The organism is Achromobacter sp. SIMBA_011 (genome assembly GCF_046535435.1).
GTDB lineage: Bacteria > Pseudomonadota > Gammaproteobacteria > Burkholderiales > Burkholderiaceae_B > Achromobacter > Achromobacter dolens.
On record NZ_JAWRWN010000652.1, the window covers coordinates 1 to 263 of the forward strand.

The 263-nt window shown below is 59.7% G+C and carries 1 pseudogene; it reads left to right on the plus strand.

The features are described 5' to 3' along the window. Positions 1 to 163: 163 nt before the first annotated feature. Positions 164 to 263 (plus strand): annotated as a pseudogene (locus tag SB816_RS32570) (glycosyl hydrolase family 8); the annotation flags it as partial.

Genomic DNA, 263 nt, shown 5'->3' on the forward strand with positions numbered 1-263 from the left:
GACGGAACTCGAAACCCGTCTTCAAACACAAGATCAGCAATCCTGATCGATCCGGTTAGTCGTTCTCATCACTTCAAGCCGCAGGTCCGCACGGAGCGCTTCGATGCATACCGAAAGACTCGGGCACTACGAGGTCGAACTCTCGGCCCGTCAAATGATTCACAACGGCGGCTGGGGCGTGATCGATCCGAATCCGGCTTCCGATTCCGACGTGTGGATCGCCTACGACCTGCTCGAAGCGGGACGCCTGTGGCGCGCGCCCG